Raw genomic sequence first — 13,391 nt, 5'->3', positions numbered from 1 at the left:
CCTCAGACGGCCATCAGGTCCTTTTCCTTGTCTTCCGTAGCCTTGGCGATCTGCGCCTCGAAATCCTTGATCAGCTTGTCGATGTCGGCGCTGGCGCGACGCTCTTCGTCCTCGCTGATTGCCTTGTCCTTGGACAGCTTCTTCAGGTCGCCTAGCGCGTCACGGCGAATGTTACGCACTGCCACACGGGCATCTTCAGCGGCCGCTCGGGCCTGCTTGGTGAAGCCCTTGCGGGTCTCTTCGGTCAGTGGCGCCATCTTGACCAGCAGCAGCTCGCCCAGGTTGGTCGGGTTGAGGTTCAGACCGGCACTGCCGATAGCCTTGTCGATTGCGGCCAGCATGTTGCGCTCGAAAGGCACCACTTGCAGCGTCTGGTTGTCCTTGACGGTCACGTTCGCCACGCCGGTCAGCGGGGTGTCGGTGCCATAGTAGGGCACCATCACGCTACCGAGTACGCTTGGATGCGCCTTGCCAGTACGGATCTGGCCAAAGGCATGGGCCAGCGACTCCAGCGACTTCTTCATCCGCTCCTGAGCGTCTTTCTTGATTTCGTTGATCATTTTTGAACTTCCTCGATCAGAGTTCCTTCAGCACCACCATGCACGATATTCAGCAGGGCGCCGGGCTTGTTCATATTGAAGACACGCAGCGGCATCTTGTGATCACGGCAAAGGCAGATTGCCGTCAGGTCCATCACGCCCAGCTTGCGATCCAGCACTTCATCGTAAGACAGATGATCGAACTTCTCGGCATGCGGGTCTTTGAATGGGTCTGCAGTGTATACGCCATCCACCTTGGTTGCCTTCAATACCACGTCGGCATCGATTTCGATGGCGCGCAGGCAAGCGGCGGAGTCGGTGGTGAAGAAGGGGTTGCCGGTGCCGGCGGCGAAGATCACCACTTCCTTGGCGTTCAAGTGGCGCATGGCCTTGCGACGATCATAATGATCGGTCACGCCCACCATGGAAATCGCCGACATGACGACGGCGGTGATGTTCGCCCGCTCCAAGGCATCGCGCATGGCCAGAGCGTTCATCACGGTAGCCAGCATGCCCATATGGTCGCCAGTCACTCGGTCCATGCCGGCAGCACTGAGGGCTGCACCACGGAACAGGTTGCCGCCACCGATCACCAGGCCGACTTGAACGCCGATGCCGACCAGCTGGCCGACTTCCAGCGCCATGCGATCCAGGACCTTGGGGTCGATCCCGAACTCTTCCGAGCCCATCAGGGCCTCGCCGCTAAGTTTGAGTAGAATGCGTTTATAGCGAGCCTGATGACCACTACCCTGCTGAGCCATTGCGAATCTCTCCTGCGGCGTTTGTAAAAAATCTGGCGGGCTGTATCAGCCTACGCGTAACTCTAACGTGACGCAGCGTATGCGTCAGCGAACAGCGGCCTGATAAACCGCGGCCGCTTTGACAAAGAGGCTGCGCGCGTGAGCGGGCAGCCTCTTCGGGGCGACAGACGGGGCTGTCTTACTGCTTGGCGGCAGCGACCTGGGCGGCAACTTCTTCAGCGAAGTTGTCGACCGGCTTCTCGATGCCTTCGCCGACTTTGAAGTAGGTGAAGGAAACGATTTCGGCGCCGGCTTTCTTGGCCAGATCACCGACCTTGACTTCCGGGTTCATGACGAACGCCTGCTCTTTCAGCGAGGCTTCTGCCTTGAACTTGGTGATACGGCCGTTGATCATGTTCTCGACGATGTTTTCCGGCTTGCCGGCGATCTTGTCGGCGTTGAGTTGCAGGAAGACACCCTTCTCGCGCTCGATGGCCTCGGCGGAGATTTCCGACGAATCCAGGAACTCGGGGTTCGAGGCTGCAACGTGCATGGCAATGTTCTTCGCCAGCTCAACGTCACCGCCTTTCAGAACGACGACAGCGCCGATCTTGTTGCCGTGCAGGTAAGCACCGACAACGTCACCTTCAACGCGCACCAGGCGACGGATGTTGACGTTTTCGCCACACTTGGCAACCAGGGCCTCACGAGCAGCCTCACGCGAAGCGATCAGCGGAGCAGCGTCGGTCAGCTTTTGAGCGAAGGCCTCTTCCAGGCTTTCGGCGACGAAGTGCTTGAAGTCGTCTTGCAGGGCCAGGAAGTCGGTCTGCGAGTTCACTTCCAGCAGAACGGCGGATTTACCGTCGGTCTTGACTGCGATGGCGCCTTCAGCGGCGACGTTGCCGGCTTTCTTGGCGGCCTTGATGGCGCCCGAGGCACGCATGTCGTCAATGGCTTTTTCGATGTCGCCGCCGGCCTTTTCCAGGGCCTTCTTGCAATCCATCATGCCTTCGCCGGTACGCTCGCGCAGTTCTTTGACCAGCGCTGCAGTAATTGCTGCCATTTCAAAATCCTCTTGGAAAGTTTTTCAACCATTCCACCCGTGCATCACGGGCGTTCTAAATCTGCAAATCCACTGTCTTCACACCTGCCCGGCACATGATGCGCCCGTCGGCTGACAGGAGGATTTCAGGTGGCAAAAAGGGGGCCAAGCCCCCTTTTCGCGTACCAAGTAGACGCTGGGCGTCAATTACTCGGCCGCTGGTGCCGCCGCTTCTTCAGCGTAGACTTCGGTGCCGCCAGCAACGTTGTTGCGGCCGCGGATGACAGCGTCAGCCATCGAAGTCATGTACAGCTCGATAGCGCGAATGGCGTCATCGTTACCTGGAATGATGTAGTCGACGCCTTCCGGGCTGCTGTTGGTATCGACGACGCCGATGACCGGGATGCCCAGCTTGTTGGCTTCGGTGATCGCGATGCGCTCGTGATCAACGTCGATGACGAACAGTGCGTCAGGCAGACCGCCCATGTCCTTGATGCCGCCCAGGCTGCGATCCAGTTTTTCCAGATCACGCGAACGCATCAGGGCTTCTTTCTTGGTCAGCTTGGCGAAGGTGCCATCGTCGGCCTGGGTTTCCAGGTCGCGCAGACGCTTGATCGAAGCACGGATGGTTTTGTAGTTGGTCAGCATGCCGCCCAACCAGCGGTGGTCGACATACGGCGAACCGCAGCGTGCTGCTTGCTCGGCGACCAGTTTGCCGGCCGAACGCTTGGTGCCGACGAACAGGATTTTGTTCTTGCCCTGGGCCAGGCGCTCGACGAACGACAGTGCGTCGTTGAACATCGGCAGGGTTTTTTCCAGGTTGATGATGTGGATCTTGTTGCGCGCGCCGAAAATGTACTTGCCCATTTTCGGATTCCAGTAACGGGTCTGGTGGCCGAAGTGCACACCGGCCTTCAGCATATCGCGCATGTTGACTTGGGACATGATAGTTCCTTGATAAGTCGGGTTGGGCCTCCACGTATCCCAATGACCAACCCACGGTTCCTAAGATCCCGGGCACCCAGGCCATCGTGTCGACACGTGTGTGGGTTAGAGCTGACGGGGACACCCCCGAAAGCGGCGCATGTTATACCACAGACTCCCACGGGTAGAAAGAGCCGCGAGCTACAAGCTGCAAGCTGCAAGACGAAGCGGCGGAGGATGACTCACCTGCTTGCGGCTTGCAGCTTATCGCTGCCGCGTGGCGCTGGCGGCTCTGATAGAATGCCGGTTTTCCCGTTTTGTTGGGCGCCGCTCGGCGCCGTAGAGAGCCTGTCATGACCGTTACCATCAAAACCGCAGAAGACATCGAGAAGATGCGCATCGCCGGCCGCCTGGCCGCCGAAGTTCTGGAGATGATCGAAGAGCACGTCAAGCCCGGTGTGACCACCGAGGAACTCAATCGCCTCTGCCACGACTACATCGTCGATGTCCAGCAAGCGATCCCCGCTCCGCTCGACTACAAGGGCTTTCCCAAGTCGATCTGCACCTCGATCAACCATGTCGTCTGCCACGGCATTCCCAACGACAAGCCGCTTAAGAACGGCGATACGCTGAACATCGACGTGACCGTGATCAAAGACGGCTTCCACGGCGACACCAGCCGCATGTTCCATGTCGGCAGCGTCGCGCCATGGGCCGAGCGGCTGTCCAAGGTCACCCAGGAATGCCTGTACAAAGCCATTGAACTGGTCAAGCCAGGCTGCCGCCTGGGCGACATCGGCGAAGTGATCCAGAAGCATGCGGAAAAGAACGGCTTCTCCGTGGTGCGCGAGTTCTGCGGTCACGGCATTGGCCGAGTGTTCCATGAAGAGCCGCAGATCGTGCACTACGGCAAGGCCGGCACGGGCATGGAACTCAAGGAAGGCATGACCTTCACCATCGAGCCGATGATCAACCAGGGCAAAGCCGACACCAAGGTGCTGGGCGACGGCTGGACGGCGGTGACCAAGGACCACAAGCTCTCGGCACAGTGGGAGCACACCCTCGTGGTGACCGCCACAGGCTACGAAATCTTCACCCTGCGCAAAGACGACACCATCGCCCGAACCTCGGCGTAAATTCAATTCAGGAAGGCGACCCGATGCCCCAGGTGGATCCCGAGTTGTTCGATCGCGGCCAGTTCCAGGCGGAGCTGGCGCTCAAGGCAAGCCCCATCCCCGCCTTCAAGAAAGCCTTGCGCCAGGCCGGCGAGGTGTTCGACAGGCGCTTTCGCGAAGGCGCCGAGATTCGCCAACTGATCGAGGATCGCGCCTGGTTCGTCGACAACATCCTGCAGCAGGCCTGGAATCAGTTCGACTGGGGCAACCTGAACGGCATCGCCCTGGTGGCGGTGGGCGGCTATGGCCGCGGCGAACTGCACCCCTGGTCGGACATCGACCTGCTGATCCTGCTCGACTGTGCCGAGCACGAACAGTACCGCGATGCTATCGAGCGCTTCCTGACTCTGCTGTGGGACATCGGCCTGGAAGTCGGACAGAGCGTTCGCACGGTCGAGGAATGCGCCGAACAGGCGCAAGCGGACCTGACGGTGATCACCAACCTGATGGAAAGTCGCACCGTGGCCGGCCCTGAATCCCTCCGTCAGCGCATGCTGGAAGTCACCAGTACAGCGCACATGTGGCCGAGCAAGGCGTTCTTCCTGGCCAAGCGCGCCGAACTTCAGGCCCGGCACCACAAGTACAACGACACCGAATACAACCTCGAGCCCAACGTCAAAGGCTCGCCCGGCGGTCTGCGCGATATCCAGACCGTGCTCTGGGTCGCGCGCCGTCAATACGGCACGCTCAACCTCAACGCCCTGGCCGGCGAAGGCTTCCTGCTGGAAAGCGAGAACGAACTGCTGGCCTCCTCCCAGGCCTTTCTCTGGCGCGTGCGCTATGCCTTGCACATGCTCGCCGGGCGCGCCGAGGATCGCCTGCTGTTCGACCACCAGCGCAGCATCGCCACGCTGCTCGGCTATGGCGACGACAACCCCAAGCGCGCCATCGAGCAGTTCATGCAGCAGTACTACCGGGTGGTGATGAGCATCAGCCAGCTGTGCGACCTGATCATCCAGCACTTCGAGGAAGTGATCCTGGCCGATGACAGCGGTAGCACTCAGCCGCTCAATGCGCGCTTTCGCGTGCACGATGGCTATATAGAAGCGGTCAGCCCCAACGTGTTCAAGCGCACGCCCTTCGCCATGCTCGAAGTGTTCGTGCTGATGGCCCAGCACCCGGAAATAAAAGGCGTTCGCGCCGATACCGTGCGCTTGCTGCGCGAGCATCGTCATCTGATCGACGACAAGTTCCGCCACGACATCCGCAACACCAGCCTGTTCATCGAGCTGTTCAAGTGCGAGATCGGCATCCACCGCAACCTGCGCCGCATGAACCGCTACGGCATCCTTGGCCGCTACCTGCCGGAGTTCGGCCTGATCGTCGGGCAGATGCAGCACGACCTGTTCCACATCTATACGGTCGATGCGCACACGCTCAACCTGATCAAGCATCTGCGCAAGCTGCAGTACACCCCGGTGTCGGAGAAATTCCCGCTGGCCAGCAAGCTCATGGGGCGCCTGCCCAAGCCTGAGCTGATCTACCTGGCAGGCCTCTACCACGACATCGGCAAGGGCCGTCAGGGCGATCACTCCGAGCTTGGCGCCGTCGACGCCCAAGCCTTCTGCGAACGCCACCAGTTGCCGGCGTGGGACTCCAGACTGATCGTCTGGCTGGTGCAGAACCACCTGGTGATGTCCACCACCGCCCAGCGCAAGGACCTCTCCGACCCTCAGGTCATCCACGATTTCGCCTTGCACGTGGGCGACGAAACGCGCCTGGACTACCTCTACGTGCTCACCGTGGCCGACATCAACGCCACCAACCCGAGCCTGTGGAACTCCTGGCGCGCCAGCCTGCTGCGCCAGCTCTACACCGAGACCAAGCGGGCGCTGCGCCGAGGCCTGGAAAACCCGCTGGACCGCGAAGAGCAGATCCGGCAAACCCAGAGCGCCGCGCTGGACATCCTGATTCGCGAGGGCACCGACCCGGATGACGTGGAACAGCTCTGGTCGCAACTGGGCGATGACTACTTCCTCAAGCACACCGCCGCCGATGTGGCCTGGCACAGCGATGCGATCCTGCAGCAGCCGGCCGACGGTGGCCCGTTGGTGCTGATCAAGGAAACCACCCAGCGCGAATTCGAAGGGGGCACGCAGATCTTCATCTACGCCCCCGACCAGCATGATTTCTTCGCCGTGACCGTGGCAGCGATGGCCCAGCTCAACCTGAACATCCACGATGCGCGCATCATCACCTCCAGCAGCCAGTTCACCCTCGATACCTACATCGTGCTCGACAATGACGGCGGCTCGATCGGCGACAACCCGCAGCGGGTCAAGCAGATCCGCGAAGGGCTGACCGAAGCCCTGCGCAACCCCGAGGACTATCCGACCATCATCCAGCGTCGCGTGCCGCGCCAGCTCAAGCACTTCAACTTCGCTCCGCAGGTGACCATCCACAACGACGCCCAGCGGCCGGTGACCATCCTCGAGATCATCGCCCCGGACCGCCCCGGTCTGCTGGCGCGCCTGGGGCGAATCTTCCTGGAGTTCGACCTGTCGCTGCAGAACGCCAAGATCGCCACACTCGGCGAGCGCGTGGAAGACGTGTTCTTCATCACCGACGCCGACAACCAGCCTTTGTCCGACCCGCACCTGTGCAGCCGCCTGCAGGAAGCCATCGTCCAGCAGTTGCAGGCCGGCCAGACCCACGATAGCAGCGCCACCCGCGTGACCTTCTGACGATTACGAGACCTTGCGCCGATGAACCATGCCTTGACCCAGCTTCAGCCCTACCCCTTCGAAAAGCTGCGCGCCCTGCTGGGCAGCGTGAAGCCTGCGGCGGACAAACGCGCCATCGCCCTGTCGATCGGTGAGCCGAAGCACGAATCCCCGGCGTTCGTCGCCAAGGCCCTGGCCGACAACCTTGACAAGCTCGCGGTCTACCCCAGCACCCTGGGCCTGCCCGCCCTACGCCAGGCCATCGGCCAATGGTGCGAGCGGCGCTTCGGCGTACCGGCTGGCTGGCTCGACGCCGAGCGGCACATCCTGCCGGTCAACGGCACCCGCGAAGCACTGTTCGCCTTCACCCAGGCGGTGGTGAACCGGGCTGACGACGGCCTGGTGGTCAGCCCCAACCCCTTCTATCAGATCTACGAAGGCGCAGCGTTGCTGGCCGGAGCCACCCCGCACTACTTGCCGTGCCTGGAAAGCAACGGGTTCAACCCGGACTTCGGCGCCGTGCCAGCCGAGGTGTGGCAGCGTTGCCAGATCCTGTTCCTGTGCTCGCCGGGCAACCCGACCGGCGCACTGGTGCCGATGGACACCCTCAAGCAGTTGATCGCGCTGGCCGACGAGCATGACTTCGTGATCGCCGCCGACGAATGCTACAGCGAGCTGTACTTCGACGAAGAGGCGCCGCCACCGGGTCTGCTCAGCGCCTGCGCGGAGTTGGGTCGCAACGATTTCAAGCGTTGCGTGGTGTTCCACAGCCTGTCCAAGCGCTCCAACCTGCCAGGGCTGCGCTCAGGCTTCGTGGCGGGCGACGCCGAGATCATCAAGCCCTTCCTGCTGTACCGGACCTACCATGGCTGCGCCATGCCGGTGCAGACCCAACTGGCCAGCATCGCCGCCTGGCAGGACGAAGCCCATGTGCGTGCCAACCGCGACCAGTACCGCGCCAAGTACGAAGCGGTGCTGCAGATTCTGCAGCCGGTGATGGATGTGCAGCGCCCCGATGGCAGCTTCTACCTGTGGGCCAAGGTGCCGGGCTGCGATGCCGACTTCACCCGCGACCTGTTCCAGGCCGAGCACGTGACCGTAGTGCCGGGCTCCTATCTGTCCCGTGACGTGGACGGCGTCAATCCTGGAGCCGGGCGCGTGCGCATGGCGCTGGTGGCACCGCTGGCCGAGTGCATCGAGGCGGCGCAGCGGATCCGCGCGTTTCTCCAGGCTCGCGGCTGAAATGCTGCGCTAGCGCACCGTTCCCAGATTCGCCTCACTCATGTCCAGCTCGCCCAGCACCTGACGCACCACTTCATCGCCGACCAGGTGCTGGCGATGCAGGCTGTAAAGCTCCAGGCGCTGAGCGCGCAACGCGCGCAGGCGCAGGCGGCGCTCCAGCAGGTCCATCTGCTCGGCCAGGGCGCGGGCTTCGGCCGTGTCACTGTAGCTTTTCAACTGGTCGCGGTACTCGGCCATCAGCCGTGCCTTGAGCTCGACGGCCTGGGTGGCCAGGGCCGCGTCCTGCTCGGCACCGGCGTCCACCACATCCTCGGCCTCCAGCGCATGCACCGCGGCCTCGGCGGTGCGTCGCCACGCCTCCTTCACCTCCTCATGCAGGCGCTCGTCGGGGCTCAGCGTGACACCGCGCAACAGCAGCGGCAGCGCGATGCAGGCACTGACCAGCGACAGCAAGATCACGCCGGCGGCAATGAAGATCAGCAGGTCGCGCTCGGGGAAAGGCTGGCCGGCACTGATCAGCAGCGGCACCGACATGACACCGGCCAGGGTCACCGCACCGCGCACGCCGCCGAGGGTCAACAGCCAGCAGGAGCGTGCACTGGGCACCATCACCAAGGCCGGCTTGCCACGCCAGCGCCGCACCGCGCCGATGGCGCGCCAGACGCTCTGCACCCAGATGTAACGCAGCAGCACCAGCGCCACGAAGATCGCCACCACGTCCAGGCAACGCCAGGCCAAGGTTGGCCACAGCGACGTTTCGTGGCTGACGACCGCCTTGATGATGTCCGGCAGTTGCAAGCCCAGCAGCAGGAAGATCAAGCCATTGAAGGCGAATTCCAGCAGCGACCAGACACTGCGGTTGAGCAGGCGTGTACTGGTCTGGCGCGGCAGCAGGTCGAGCCAGCTCTGCATCATGCCCGCCGCCACCGCCGACAGAATACCCGACACGCCCAGGCGCTCGGCCAGCACATAGGCCGCGAAGGGCAACAGCAGCATGAACACCACGTGGGTCGCCGGATCGTCCCAGCCACGGGCGATCATCCAGGCGCGCAAGCGCCCCACCAGCCAGCTCAGCGCAACGCCCGCCGCCAGCCCGCCGATGGCCACCAGGACGAAGCTCAGGCTGGCGTCAGCCAGGGAGAACACGCCGGTGATGGCCGCCGCCAGGGCGAACTTGAAGGTCACCAGGCCCGAAGCGTCGTTCATCAAGGCCTCGCCCTGGAGCATGTGCATCAGCGGCTTGGGCAGACGGTCCTGGGTGATCGCCGAGACGGCCACGGCGTCGGTGGGCGACAGCACGGCGGCCAGGGCGAAGGCCACAGGCAAGGGAATGCTCGGCAGGATCCAGTGAATGAAGTAGCCCGCGCCCACTACGGTGAACAGCACCAGCCCGACCGCCAGCCCCACCACCGGCCCGCGCAGGCGCCACAGCTCGCGCTTGGGCATGCGCCAGCCGTCGGCGAACAGCAGCGGGGGCAGGAACAGAAACAGGAACAGCTCGGGATCGAGGGCCACATGCAGGCCCAGGGTCGGCCAGGCCAGCAGCGCTCCGGCGCCGATCTGCACCAACGGCAGCGGCAGCGGCAACAGGCGCCCGAGCAACTTGGAAACGCTCACCAGCATCAGCAGGATGAGGACGGTATAGGCTGACTGCATCGCAAGGTTTCCTGACTGCGGGGTGAAGAACTGACCAACGGATCGGCCATGGCCGATGTTACCGGCTCGTGGCCAGCGCTGCCGCTGAACGATGGTCGCAGGCGCATGGCGCGCTCTGGACCCTGCTACTCGACCGGACATGACATAAAGGGTTCCAAAGCACAGGGCAGCCAGCCGTGGCGCCCTCGGCATCGATCCCGCATAATCGCCCCCACCCATTCTTCGAGGAGTATAGGGTCGGCTCGGCCAGCGCCGACGGCCCAGGCATTCAATGGCATACACTCTCTACGGCATCAAAGCCTGCGACACCATGAAGAAGGCCCGTACCTGGCTTGACGAACAGGCCATCGACTACGCCTTCCACGACTACAAGACCCAAGGCATCGACCGTGACAGCCTCGAGCGCTGGTGCGACGAGCATGGCTGGCAGGTCGTGCTCAACCGCGCTGGCACCACCTTCCGCAAACTCGACGACGCCAGCAAGGCCGATCTGGATCAGGCCAAGGCCGTCCAGCTGATGCTGGCGCAACCGTCGATGATCAAGCGTCCGGTGTTCGATCTGGGCGAGCGCACGCTGGTCGGCTTCAAGCCGGACCAGTACGCAGCAGCCCTCACCTGAATTCGCTCCATACCCTTTTCGTACGAGGTAATTGCATGTCCACCACTTTGTTCAGCCTGGCCTTCGGTGTCGGCACCCAGAACCGCCAGGGCACCTGGCTGGAAGTCTTCTACGCACAGCCATTGGTCGCACCGAGCGCCGAACTGGTCGCCGCCATCAGCCCGATCCTCGGCTACGAGGGTGGCAACCAGGCCATCGCCTTCAGCCCGGCCCAGGCCGCGCAACTGGCTGACGCCGTAAAAAGCGTGGACGCCAACCAGCATGCACTGCTGACCCGCCTGGCCGAAAGCCACAAGCCGCTGGTGGCGACGCTGATCGCCGAAGACGCCGCGCTCACCTCCACCCCCGAGGCGTACCTCAAGCTGCACCTGCTGTCGCATCGCCTGGTCAAGCCGCATGGCGTTTCCCTGGCCGGCATCTTCCCGCTGCTGCCGAACGTCGCCTGGACCAACCTGGGCGCCATCGACCTGAGCGAACTGGCCGAGCAGCAACTCGAAGCACGCCTGAAAGGCGAACTGCTGGAAGTCATCTCGGTAGACAAGTTCCCGAAGATGACCGACTACGTGGTGCCGAGCGGCGTGCGCATCGCCGACACCGCCCGCGTGCGCCTGGGCGCCTACATTGGCGAAGGCACCACCATCATGCACGAAGGCTTCGTCAACTTTAACGCCGGCACCGAAGGCCCAGGCATGATCGAAGGCCGCGTGTCGGCCGGTGTGTTCGTCGGCAAGGGCTCGGACCTGGGCGGCGGCTGCTCGACCATGGGCACCCTCTCCGGCGGCGGCAACATCGTCATCAAGGTCGGCGAAGGCTGCCTGATCGGCGCCAACGCCGGCATCGGTATCCCGCTGGGCGACCGCAACACCGTCGAAGCCGGTCTGTACATCACCGCAGGCACCAAAGTGAACCTGCTGGATGAACACAACGAGCTGGTCAAGGTGGTCAAGGCCCGTGACCTGGCTGGGCAAACCGACCTGCTGTTCCGCCGCAACTCGCTCAACGGCGCCGTGGAGTGCAAAACCCACAAATCGGCGATCGAGCTGAACGAGGCACTGCACGCACACAACTGAGTGGCAGGCCGCGCGCCCACCCCCAGCGGTTCGAAGTGCTAAGATCGGGTCTGGCAATTGCTGTCAGACCCGATTTTCATTCCAGGCCCCGCACTCATGTTCCAGCCCTCCCCCTGGCGTGCCGATTTTCCCGCCATCGCCGCCCTGCAACGCCAGCACCAGACCTACCTGGACAGCGCTGCCACCACGCAAAAGCCCCAGGCGCTGCTCGACGCCATGAGCCACTACTACAGCCAGGGCGCCGCCAACGTTCATCGTGCCCAACACCTGCCCGGCGCCCTGGCGACCCAGGCGTTCGAGTCCAGTCGGGCCAAGGTCGCTGCCTGGCTCAATACGGGCGATGCCGGGCAGATCATCTTCACCCACGGCGCCACCTCCGCGCTCAATCTGCTGGCCTACGGTCTGGAGCATGGCCTGCAGCCGGGTGACGAAATCGCCGTCAGTGCACTGGAACACCACGCCAACCTGCTGCCCTGGCAGCAACTGGCGCAGCGTCGCAACCTGCGTTTGGTGGTCCTGCCGCTGGACGCCCAAGGCCAGATCGACCTGAACCAGGCACTGCAACTGATCGGCCCGCGCACCCGCCTGCTCGCGGTCAGCCAGTTGTCCAACGTACTCGGTACCTGGCAACCGCTGCCGGCCCTGCTGGCCCATGCCCGCGCCCAAGGTGCGTTGAGCGTGGTCGACGGCGCTCAAGGGGTGGTCCACGGCCGTCACGACGTCCAGCAACTGGGCTGCGATTTCTACGTATTCTCGAGCCACAAGCTCTATGGCCCCGATGGCGTCGGCGTGCTCTACGGCCGCACCGAGGCCTTGCGCCAAGTACGTCATTGGCAATTCGGCGGTGAGATGGTTCAGGTGGCCGACTACGACCAGGCCAGTTTCCGCCCGGCGCCACTGGGCTTCGAAGCCGGCACCCCACCGATCGCCGGGGTGATCGGGCTGGGCGCGTCCCTCGATTACCTTTGCGCTCTCGACCCCGCCGCAGTGGCCGCCCATGAAGGCCTGCTGCACCGGCACCTGCTGCGCGGCCTGACCGAACGCGACGGTGTCCGCCTGCTGGCCAGCCCGCAGGTCGCCCTGGCGAGTTTCGTCGTGGAGGGCGTGCATAACGCCGATATCGCCCACCTGCTCACCGAACAAGGTATCGCCGTGCGTGCCGGGCATCACTGCGCCATGCCGCTGTTGAAAAGCATGGGACTGGAAGGGGCGATTCGGGTGTCACTGGCGCTGTACAACGACAGCGACGACCTGCAGCGCTTCTTCGACGCCCTCGATCAAGGCCTGGAGTTGCTGCGATGAGTCTGCCGCAACAGGCCCATGAGGCACTCGAAACGTTCACCCGCAGCCAAGGCTGGGAGCAGCGTGCCAGGCTGCTGATGCAGTGGGGCGATCGGCTGCAACCCTTGGACGATGAGCACAAGGTCGAGGCCAACCGCGTGCATGGCTGCGAAAGCCGGGTGTGGCTGGTGGCCGAGCGCGTCGACGACCGCTGGCAATTCAAGGCCAGCAGCGACGCCCGCCTGTTGCGCGGCCTGCTGGCCTTGCTGCTGGCGCGCGTACAAGGCCTTGGCAACCACGCGCTGGCCGACGTGGACCTGCGCGCGTGGTTCACCCAACTGGGCCTGGAACGCCAACTGTCGCCCTCGCGCAGCAACGGGCTGCATGCCGTGTTGCAGCGCATGGCCGAACTGAGCGCCCACGCCTGAGGCGCACTACGC

12 protein-coding genes are annotated in these 13,391 nt (G+C 63.4%); 7 read left to right on the top strand and 5 right to left on the bottom strand.

Going from position 1 to position 13,391, the window contains the following annotated elements:
* Positions 1 to 2 precede the first annotated feature (2 nt).
* The 4 genes from frr to rpsB form a co-directional block, all read right to left on the bottom strand.
* Positions 3 to 560, bottom strand: a complete 558-nt coding sequence (frr, locus tag ACK2SD_RS06455; RefSeq protein ID WP_029613420.1) for a ribosome recycling factor — start codon at positions 558 to 560, stop codon at positions 3 to 5.
* Positions 557 to 1,300 carry a UMP kinase gene (pyrH, locus tag ACK2SD_RS06450; protein WP_029613419.1) on the bottom strand — a complete coding sequence of 248 codons (744 nt, stop codon included), beginning with the start codon at positions 1,298 to 1,300 and terminating at the stop codon, positions 557 to 559. The genes frr and pyrH overlap by 4 nt, the downstream gene beginning before the upstream one ends.
* 178 nt (positions 1,301 to 1,478) lie before the next feature.
* Positions 1,479 to 2,342, bottom strand: coding sequence for a translation elongation factor Ts (gene tsf, locus ACK2SD_RS06445; protein ID WP_029613418.1), 864 nt, complete (start codon positions 2,340 to 2,342; stop codon positions 1,479 to 1,481).
* Positions 2,343 to 2,528: 186 nt separating this feature from the next.
* On the bottom strand, positions 2,529 to 3,266 hold the full coding sequence (gene rpsB / locus ACK2SD_RS06440; protein WP_039579597.1) for a 30S ribosomal protein S2: 738 nt from the start codon (positions 3,264 to 3,266) through the stop codon (positions 2,529 to 2,531).
* Positions 3,267 to 3,598: 332 nt separating this feature from the next.
* On the opposite strand from rpsB, the gene map reads away from it, so the two are divergent.
* The 3 genes from map to dapC are packed head-to-tail and all read left to right on the top strand — an operon-like array spanning position 3,599 to position 8,325.
* Positions 3,599 to 4,381: a type I methionyl aminopeptidase gene (gene map, locus ACK2SD_RS06435; RefSeq protein WP_029613416.1), complete on the top strand. Its 783-nt coding sequence runs from the start codon at positions 3,599 to 3,601 to the stop codon at positions 4,379 to 4,381.
* A 23-nt stretch (positions 4,382 to 4,404) separates the two neighbouring features.
* Positions 4,405 to 7,104 (top strand): [protein-PII] uridylyltransferase, encoded by a 2,700-nt coding sequence (locus tag ACK2SD_RS06430; RefSeq protein WP_039579599.1) that lies wholly within the window; start codon positions 4,405 to 4,407, stop codon positions 7,102 to 7,104.
* Positions 7,105 to 7,125: 21 nt separating this feature from the next.
* Positions 7,126 to 8,325, top strand: coding sequence for a succinyldiaminopimelate transaminase (gene dapC / locus ACK2SD_RS06425; RefSeq protein WP_039579601.1), 1,200 nt, complete (start codon positions 7,126 to 7,128; stop codon positions 8,323 to 8,325).
* 9 nt (positions 8,326 to 8,334) lie between these two features.
* Here dapC and ACK2SD_RS06420 read toward each other — a convergent pair whose 3' ends face one another.
* Positions 8,335 to 9,981 (bottom strand): Na+/H+ antiporter, encoded by a 1,647-nt coding sequence (locus ACK2SD_RS06420; protein ID WP_039579603.1) that lies wholly within the window; start codon positions 9,979 to 9,981, stop codon positions 8,335 to 8,337.
* Between the two features lie 271 nt (positions 9,982 to 10,252).
* Between ACK2SD_RS06420 and ACK2SD_RS06415 the strand changes: the two genes are divergently transcribed.
* The 4 genes from ACK2SD_RS06415 to ACK2SD_RS06400 all read left to right on the top strand — a co-directional run bounded on the left by ACK2SD_RS06415 (position 10,253) and on the right by ACK2SD_RS06400 (position 13,379).
* A complete protein-coding gene (locus tag ACK2SD_RS06415; RefSeq protein WP_412461657.1) occupies positions 10,253 to 10,600 on the top strand; it encodes an ArsC family reductase in 348 nt (115 codons plus the stop codon).
* 35 nt (positions 10,601 to 10,635) lie between these two features.
* Complete coding sequence (dapD, locus tag ACK2SD_RS06410; RefSeq protein WP_039579608.1) at positions 10,636 to 11,670, top strand: 2,3,4,5-tetrahydropyridine-2,6-dicarboxylate N-succinyltransferase; 1,035 nt, start codon at positions 10,636 to 10,638, stop codon at positions 11,668 to 11,670.
* A 96-nt stretch (positions 11,671 to 11,766) separates the two neighbouring features.
* Positions 11,767 to 12,972 (top strand): aminotransferase class V-fold PLP-dependent enzyme, encoded by a 1,206-nt coding sequence (locus ACK2SD_RS06405; protein WP_412461656.1) that lies wholly within the window; start codon positions 11,767 to 11,769, stop codon positions 12,970 to 12,972.
* Positions 12,969 to 13,379, top strand: a complete 411-nt coding sequence (locus ACK2SD_RS06400) for a SufE family protein (RefSeq protein ID WP_412461655.1) — start codon at positions 12,969 to 12,971, stop codon at positions 13,377 to 13,379. The genes ACK2SD_RS06405 and ACK2SD_RS06400 overlap by 4 nt, the downstream gene beginning before the upstream one ends.
* The last annotated feature ends 12 nt before the right edge of the window (positions 13,380 to 13,391 follow it).

Source organism: Pseudomonas sp. SC11 (genome assembly GCF_047039205.1).
GTDB classification, from domain to species: Bacteria; Pseudomonadota; Gammaproteobacteria; order Pseudomonadales; family Pseudomonadaceae; genus Aquipseudomonas; species Aquipseudomonas boreofloridensis.
Note: the sequence above shows the minus strand (reverse complement) of the source record. Positions and strands in the feature narration are given on the sequence as shown.

What these genes read in the sequence shown, in the direction of transcription:
- frr (WP_029613420.1), bottom strand. Translation starts at nt 560, where the DNA reads ATGATCAACGAAATCAAGAAAGACGCTCAGGAGCGGATGAAGAAGTCG.
- pyrH (WP_029613419.1), bottom strand. Translation starts at nt 1,300, where the DNA reads ATGGCTCAGCAGGGTAGTGGTCATCAGGCTCGCTATAAACGCATTCTA.
- tsf (WP_029613418.1), bottom strand. Translation starts at nt 2,342, where the DNA reads ATGGCAGCAATTACTGCAGCGCTGGTCAAAGAACTGCGCGAGCGTACC.
- rpsB (WP_039579597.1), bottom strand. Translation starts at nt 3,266, where the DNA reads ATGTCCCAAGTCAACATGCGCGATATGCTGAAGGCCGGTGTGCACTTC.
- map (WP_029613416.1), top strand. Translation starts at nt 3,599, where the DNA reads ATGACCGTTACCATCAAAACCGCAGAAGACATCGAGAAGATGCGCATC.
- ACK2SD_RS06430 (WP_039579599.1), top strand. Translation starts at nt 4,405, where the DNA reads ATGCCCCAGGTGGATCCCGAGTTGTTCGATCGCGGCCAGTTCCAGGCG.
- dapC (WP_039579601.1), top strand. Translation starts at nt 7,126, where the DNA reads ATGAACCATGCCTTGACCCAGCTTCAGCCCTACCCCTTCGAAAAGCTG.
- ACK2SD_RS06420 (WP_039579603.1), bottom strand. Translation starts at nt 9,981, where the DNA reads ATGCAGTCAGCCTATACCGTCCTCATCCTGCTGATGCTGGTGAGCGTT.
- ACK2SD_RS06415 (WP_412461657.1), top strand. Translation starts at nt 10,253, where the DNA reads ATGGCATACACTCTCTACGGCATCAAAGCCTGCGACACCATGAAGAAG.
- dapD (WP_039579608.1), top strand. Translation starts at nt 10,636, where the DNA reads ATGTCCACCACTTTGTTCAGCCTGGCCTTCGGTGTCGGCACCCAGAAC.
- ACK2SD_RS06405 (WP_412461656.1), top strand. Translation starts at nt 11,767, where the DNA reads ATGTTCCAGCCCTCCCCCTGGCGTGCCGATTTTCCCGCCATCGCCGCC.
- ACK2SD_RS06400 (WP_412461655.1), top strand. Translation starts at nt 12,969, where the DNA reads ATGAGTCTGCCGCAACAGGCCCATGAGGCACTCGAAACGTTCACCCGC.